We start from the raw sequence: 7,457 nt of genomic DNA, 5'->3' as shown, positions 1-7,457 counted from the left end.
TCTCTGATTTTCTCAAGCATTTGTTTATCTCTTTTTGATCAAGGTATTTTACCTTGTCATATGTAAAAAAAGCGTATCTTACCAGATACGCTTTTTTACTTGAAGTAACTGGCGGTGAAGTTACTTAATTGCTCAACTTAGTGGGCTAAGCATAGTTATCTTCACCACAACTAATGTGTTTAAAACAGTGATTAGTTTACTGCGTCTTTAAGCGCTTTACCGGCTTTAAAAGCTGGAATAGTGGCAGCAGCAATTTGAATCGTTTCGCCTGTTTGTGGGTTACGGCCAGAGCGTGCAGCACGCTCACGTACTGAGAAAGTACCAAAACCAACAAGGGCAACTGAATCGCCATCTTTAAGCGCGCCAGTAACTGATTCGATGAATGAATCTAGTGCACGACCCGCAGCCGCTTTAGAAATGTCAGCATCAGCTGCGATTTGATCGATTAATTGAGATTTATTCACAATATCATCCTCTTTCATTGTTGTTATCAAGAGCGATTGTTTTTTTAACTAACATCACTGTTTTGAAATTTTAGAGCAAACTTTTATGCTCACATGATTATATTTTTCTTAAGCCTAGGCCCCATAAGGGCTAGGCTTGAAAACCAGTGCTTAACTTATCATACCGTTTAGATTTGAAAAGCCCCTAAAAGCACTTTTTTAACGTTTTTTACGCGTTTTTAGCTGTTTCGATTGAAAAACTATCAACAGGGTGCGCTAAAGCCAGTTTTAAAACTTCATCAATCCAAGTAACGGGGTGAATATCTAAGCCTGCCAGCACATTGTCTGGGATCTCTTTTAAGTCACGTTCGTTAATTTTTGGAATAATAACGGTTTTAATTCCGCCACGATGCGCCGCTAATAACTTCTCTTTTAAGCCACCAATAGGCAGTACTTCACCACGTAGGGTAATTTCGCCCGTCATCGCCACATCGGCGCGCACTGGGTTACCAGTTAAGCTCGACACTAAACAGGTAACCATGGCAATACCGGCACTCGGGCCATCTTTAGGAGTGGCGCCTTCGGGTACGTGCACGTGAATATCACGTTTTTCGTAAAAGTCACTGTTGATGCGCAGTTCATCGGCGCGGTTACGCACCACCGTCATCGCTGCCTGAATCGACTCTTGCATCACATCGCCCAATGAGCCGGTGTAGCTTAGCTTACCTTTACCTGGCACTGCGGCACATTCAATGGTGAGTAAATCGCCGCCCACTTCGGTCCACGCAAGACCAGTTACTTGGCCGATACGGTCGCCGTCTTCGGCTTTGCCATAATCAAAGCGTTGCACACCTAAAAACGTTTCTAGGTTGTCGGCATCGATAGTGACTGTTTTCGTGTCTTTGTTCAGCAAAATATTTTTCACTGCTTTGCGACACAATTTAGAAATTTCACGCTCTAGGTTACGCACCCCTGCTTCACGGGTGTAGTAACGAATAATGCCAATAATAGCGCTATCGGTAATGTCTATTTCCTGCGCTTTTAAGCCGTTACGCTTCACTTGCTTGGTAATTAAATGCTGTTTAGCAATGTTAAGTTTTTCGTCTTCGGTGTAACCCGACAAACGGATCACTTCCATTCTATCTAATAACGGACCCGGAATGTTAAAGCTGTTAGAAGTCGCCACAAACATTACGTCAGATAAGTCGTAGTCTACTTCAAGGTAGTGATCGGCAAAGTGACTGTTTTGTTCTGGGTCAAGCACTTCTAATAACGCCGATGCCGGATCGCCACGCATGTCTGATGACATTTTGTCGATTTCATCTAATAAGAATAACGGGTTTTTAACGCCCACTTTACTCATATTCTGAATCAACTTACCTGGCATTGAACCAATGTAAGTACGACGATGGCCGCGAATTTCGGCTTCATCTCGTACACCACCCAGTGCCATACGAATGTATTTACGACCAGTTGAACGCGCAATTGACTGCCCCAGCGAGGTTTTACCCACACCTGGCGGCCCGACTAAACACAAAATCGGCCCTTTGAGTTTATTGGTACGCTGTTGCACCGCTAAATACTCAATAATGCGCTCTTTCACTTTATCCAAGCCATAGTGATCGCTATCGAGCACTTTTTGCGCATTGGCGAGGTCTTTCTTCACTTTTGAGCGTTTTTTCCATGGCACATTAATTAACGTATCGATGTAAGAGCGCACCACGCTTGCTTCGGCTGACATCGGCGACATCATCTTCAGCTTATTAAGCTCAGCAGTGGCTTTTTCGGTCGCTTCGTCTGGCATGCCCGACTCGGCGATACGCTTTTTCAGCGCTTCAAATTCATCTGGTACATCATCCAGCTCACCCAGCTCTTTTTGAATCGCTTTCATTTGTTCGTTGAGGTAATACTCACGCTGCGATTTTTCCATTTGCTTTTTAACACGGGTGCGAATTTTTTTCTCAACTTGTAATAAGTCGATTTCGCCTTCCATTAGTGCCATTAAGTACTCTAAACGCTCGGTAACACTGGAGGTTTCTAGCACTTTTTGTTTTTCGGGCACTTTTAGCGGCATGTGCGCCGCCATGGTATCGGCAAGACGCGCCGGATCATCAATCCCCGACACTGAAGTAAGCACCTCAGGTGGAATTTTTTTATTAAGCTTTACATAGCCTTCAAACTGGCTGATCGCGCTGCGAATAAACACGTCTTGTTCTTGTTCATCAATTGAGTCTGACTCGATAAACTGTGCGTTCGCCACAAAGAACTCATCGCTGTCGATAAACTCTTCAATTTTAGCGCGCTGCGTGCCTTCTACTAATACTTTTACTGTACCGTCGGGTAATTTTAATAACTGAAGTACAGTGGCAATAGTACCAACACGATAAATATCATCTTGCTCAGGCTCATCAACAGTTGCATCTTTTTGTGCAACTAAGAAAATTTGTTTGTCTTTTTCCATAGCCGCTTCTAGGCATTTTATTGATTTTTCACGGCCTACAAAAAGCGGGATCACCATGTGTGGGTACACCACTACATCGCGCAGTGCTAATACTGGGATTTCGACTCGATCGGTTCTCTCAAGCGTCATTATATTTTCTCTTTGCACTTCATTTATTTTAAAGATTACTCAAGTATATGGGGATAACCTAATTAAAGTTCAACAATTTTCCCGCACTCGATTAAATTAATTATAAAAAAAGGAGCCTTAGGCTCCTTTTTAAATCAAATAGCTTAAAAACTACTCAGATGCTGCTTTATCTTGCTCATTATTTTCATAGATCAAGATTGGGTCTGATTCACCTTTAATCACGGTTTCATCAATCACCACTTTGCTAACGTTATCCATCGAAGGTAACTCATACATAGTATCAAGTAATACTCCTTCAACAATTGAACGCAGACCACGTGCACCTGTTTTACGCTCCATTGCTTTGTGGGCAATGGCGGCGAGTGCGTCGTCGCGAAACTCAAGTTCCACATCTTCCATACCAAACAAGACTGAGAATTGCTTAGTAATGGCGTTTTTAGGCTCACTTAAAATTTGCACTAAAGCCGCTTCATCAAGTTCAGTTAATGTAGCAACCACAGGTAAACGACCAATAAACTCTGGGATAAGGCCGTATTTAACTAAGTCTTCTGGCTCAACATCTTTAAATGTTTCGCTTAAAGAACGGCTTGCTGCCGACGCTTTAACTTCGGCGCCAAAACCAATACCGGTGTTTTTATGACTGCGCTGCTCAATCACTTTATCTAAGCCCGAGAAAGCACCACCACAAATAAACAGTATCTTCGAGGTGTCTACTTGTAAAAACTCTTGTTGTGGGTGCTTACGACCACCTTGCGGTGGCACTGAGGCAACGGTGCCTTCAATCAGTTTCAGTAGCGCTTGTTGCACGCCCTCGCCCGACACATCACGGGTAATTGATGGGTTGTCTGATTTACGTGAAATTTTATCAATTTCATCAATGTAAACAATACCACGTTGTGCTTTTTCTACATCGTAGTCGCACTTTTGCAATAGCTTTTGAATGATGTTTTCAACATCTTCACCCACATAACCGGCTTCGGTTAAGGTGGTGGCATCGGCCATAGTGAACGGCACGTCTAATAAGCGCGCTAACGTTTCTGCCAATAATGTTTTACCACTACCGGTTGGACCGATTAACAAAATATTACTTTTACTTAGTTCAACATTTTGTTTATTTGATTGATTGCGCAGGCGCTTGTAATGGTTATAAACCGCTACCGACAACACTTTTTTAGCATGGTCTTGACCAATAACGTAGTCGTCTAGGTGACTACGAATTTCTTTTGGTACTGGCAGTTTATCAGAGGCATCATGCTTTGGCGCAATGTCTTTGATTTCTTCTCTGATAATATCGTTACACAACTCTACACATTCATCACAAACATATACTGAAGGACCTGCAATTAACTTGCGAACTTCATGTTGGCTTTTGCCACAAAAAGAGCAGTATAACAATTTATTACTTTTGTCGCCGTCTGTAGGAGTGTCAGACATTCAGCTACCTCATTTTATTACGTTGGCCACCAAGATATCTGGTGACTATTTCAATACGCTTTAACTATACCAAAATTTATTGGTTTTCGCATAGCAACTCAAAGAGGCAAGCCGCTTTTGGCTTGCCTAGTGCTTACTTTTGACCACGATTTGCGAACACTGAGTCAACTAAGCCGTAATCTACAGCCTGCTCAGCAGTCATAAAGTTATCACGATCAGTATCTTTTGAAATCACCTCTAATGGTTGGCCGGTGTGCTCAGCCATTAAACGGTTTAGTTTGTCTTTAATAGACAGGATTTCTTTAGCATGTATTTCAAAGTCTGATGCTTGACCTTGGAAACCACCTAAGGGTTGGTGGATCATCACGCGTGAGTTCGGTAAACAAAAACGCTTACCTTTGGCACCCGCGGTAAGTAAAAAGGCACCCATGCTCGCCGCTTGGCCTACACAAATAGTGCTTACATCTGGCTTGATGAAGTTCATTGTATCATAAATAGCCATACCCGCAGTGACTGAGCCACCTGGCGAGTTAATGTATAAGAAAATATCTTTTTCTGGGTTTTCTGATTCTAAAAATAGCATTTGCGCTAAAATTAGGTTGGCCATGTTGTCTTCAACTTGACCCGTTAAAAAGATAATACGCTCTTTTAATAATCTCGAATAAATATCATACGAGCGCTCGCCTTTAGGTGTTTGTTCAACAACCATAGGGATCAATGCATTGAGAGGATCTGTAATACCAGTGTTCATACTTATTTAATTCCTTATGCGCTAATACTTGTTCTTATTAATAAAAGAAAAGCATCGTTATCATTTTTCGCAACTTAACAGCCATAAACTAAAATGGCCCGAGCACACTGCATAAACAGAGTAACACGAGCCATTTAATCGTTAGCGAGAGCTTAAGTCAATGACTTATTAAGCACCTTGCTGTGGATTCATGATGTCGTCAAATGCTTTTTCAACGTCAGTCACAGTTGCTTTAGCTAAAATAGCTTCAACCGCTTGCTCTTCCATTGCTACATTACGCATTTGCTGCATAAGTTGATCATTCGCTTTGTAGTATTCTACTACTTCAGTTGGATCTTCGTATGCAGAAGCAACCGTTGCAATTAAAGCTTCAACTTTAGCGTCGTCAACTTTAATTTCGTTTGCTTTAATCACTTCACCTAGTAATAGGCCAGTTTTAACACGTGTTACTGCTTGCTCGTGGAACAATTCAGCTGGAAGCTCAGGCATGTTTTGCGCGTCGCCGCCAAAACGCTGCGCAGCTTGCTGACGCAGTGCATCAACTTCTTGATCTACAAGTGCTTTAGGCACTTCAATCTCGTTGTGCTCTAAAAGACCTTTAATTGCTTGGTCTTTAACGTTCGCTTTAACCGCTTGGTCAAGTTCACGTGTCATGTTCTTTTTAACTTCAACTTTAAGCGCATCTACACCACCTTCGGTAACACCGAATTTAGTTGCAAACTCGTCGCTTAATTCTGGTAATTCTTGCGTTTCAACTTTTTTCACTGTGATAGTGAATTGAGCCGCTTTACCTTTTAAGTTTTCAGCGTGGTAATCTTCAGGGAAAGTTACATCTGCAACCGCTTCTTCGCCTGCTTTTTTACCTACGATGTTATCTTCAAAACCTGGGATCATACGACCTTGACCAAGTTCTAGTGGGAAATCTTCAGCTTTGCCGCCTTCAAATTCTTCACCGTCGATAGTACCAACAAAGTCAACCGTTACACGGTCGTTTTCGCCAGCAGCTGTGTCAACTTCAACCCAATCTGCGTGTTGCTTGCGAAGTGTTTCTAGCATGTTAGCTAGATCTTCGTCAGTTACTTCTACAGCTGGTTTTTCTACGCTGATTTTATCTAAACCTTGAACTTCAATTTCAGGGTAAACTTCAAATGTCGCTGAAAACTCTAAATCTTTACCCGCTTCAAGTGCTTTTGGAGCAAATGTTGGTGCGCCAGCTGGGTTAATTTTTTCTGCAACGATTGCTTCGTAAAAATTACGTTGCATTACTTCGCCAGCAACTTCTTGACGAACTGCAGGTCCAAAACGCTTGTTAATTACAGAAACCGGTACTTTACCAGCACGGAAGCCATCAATACGCTGCGTTTTTGACAGTTGTTGTAAGCGTTTTTTTACTTCGGTCTCAACGTTCTCTGCAGGAACGGTGATCGTTAGACGGCGCTCAAGGCCTTGGGTCGTCTCAACAGAAACTTGCATGATTTACCTCAATCTTCAATTTTGGCGACTGTTCGCCTTCTTTACACACAAAGTCATCTTTAGGAGTCTTGATAAAATTTAAACCTTTGTGGCTTAAAAACATTCGTCGCTACCACCAGATACCATTGCTGCTCTGCCCTGCGGGCACTATATTAAAATAATAGACGCGGCATTATAACGTAATATTGATGATAGTCGAGTGTAGGAAACAATTTTTTGAAGCACAATTGTGTTATTAGTAATCAAGCGAATAAAAAACAGGCTAATTTAGCAGCTAATCAAAAGTATAAAGTTATAGTTTATAAGTTCTAAAATAGTTTATTAGTGAGTTTTTATTATTTATTTTCGAATATTAACAATCTCTGCTTTAACAAAGTGCTCGATAATACTGATTTTGAAGTGAGTAGTGCGTGTAATATCAAAACCATTTTCATTTATTATTGTTAATAAAGAAAATGGTCGGCGATGCAGGATTTGAACCTGCGACCCCTTGGACCCAAACCAAGTGCGCTACCAAACTGCGCTAATCGCCGATATATTTTTTATACTTAACTTTTGAATACTTAAACTTTGTATTTAAGACCATTTATAAGAAAATGGTCGGCGATGCAGGATTTGAACCTGCGACCCCTTGGACCCAAACCAAGTGCGCTACCAAACTGCGCTAATCGCCGATACTCTTTGTAAATTGGGGTGACTGATGGGGCTCGAACCCACGACAACCGGAATCACAATCCGGGGCTCTACCAACTGAGCTACAATCACC

Annotated in this window: 5 protein-coding genes and 3 tRNA genes; all 8 read right to left on the bottom strand. The window is 41.8% G+C overall.

Annotation, left to right across the window (positions count from 1 at the left end; translation table 11 throughout):
- Window positions 1-191: 191 nt before the first annotated feature.
- The 8 genes from ABYB02_RS12580 to ABYB02_RS12545 all read right to left on the bottom strand — a co-directional run bounded on the left by ABYB02_RS12580 (window position 192) and on the right by ABYB02_RS12545 (window position 7,456).
- Complete coding sequence (locus ABYB02_RS12580; protein WP_372762789.1) at window positions 192-491, bottom strand: HU family DNA-binding protein; 300 nt, start codon at window positions 489-491, stop codon at window positions 192-194.
- A 181-nt stretch (window positions 492-672) separates the two neighbouring features.
- Window positions 673-3,033, bottom strand: a complete 2,361-nt coding sequence (gene lon / locus ABYB02_RS12575) for an endopeptidase La (protein ID WP_372762788.1) — start codon at window positions 3,031-3,033, stop codon at window positions 673-675.
- Between the two features lie 150 nt (window positions 3,034-3,183).
- Window positions 3,184-4,467 (bottom strand): ATP-dependent protease ATP-binding subunit ClpX, encoded by a 1,284-nt coding sequence (gene clpX, locus ABYB02_RS12570; RefSeq protein WP_372762787.1) that lies wholly within the window; start codon window positions 4,465-4,467, stop codon window positions 3,184-3,186.
- A 133-nt stretch (window positions 4,468-4,600) separates the two neighbouring features.
- On the bottom strand, window positions 4,601-5,218 hold the full coding sequence (gene clpP / locus ABYB02_RS12565) for an ATP-dependent Clp endopeptidase proteolytic subunit ClpP (RefSeq protein ID WP_372762786.1): 618 nt from the start codon (window positions 5,216-5,218) through the stop codon (window positions 4,601-4,603).
- Window positions 5,219-5,386: 168 nt separating this feature from the next.
- Complete coding sequence (tig, locus tag ABYB02_RS12560; protein WP_372762785.1) at window positions 5,387-6,691, bottom strand: trigger factor; 1,305 nt, start codon at window positions 6,689-6,691, stop codon at window positions 5,387-5,389.
- Window positions 6,692-7,147: 456 nt separating this feature from the next.
- Window positions 7,148-7,224 (bottom strand) — tRNA-Pro (locus tag ABYB02_RS12555).
- Between the two features lie 64 nt (window positions 7,225-7,288).
- A tRNA-Pro gene (locus tag ABYB02_RS12550) sits at window positions 7,289-7,365 on the bottom strand.
- Between the two features lie 15 nt (window positions 7,366-7,380).
- A tRNA-His gene (locus ABYB02_RS12545) sits at window positions 7,381-7,456 on the bottom strand.
- Window position 7,457 lies beyond the last annotated feature (1 nt).

The sequence above is a fragment of the Pseudoalteromonas sp. genome (assembly GCF_041613455.1).
In the GTDB taxonomy this organism is placed as follows: Bacteria; Pseudomonadota; Gammaproteobacteria; order Enterobacterales; family Alteromonadaceae; genus Pseudoalteromonas.
The sequence above is the reverse complement of the archived record's forward strand: the minus strand, read 5'-3'. Positions and strand labels throughout refer to the sequence as shown.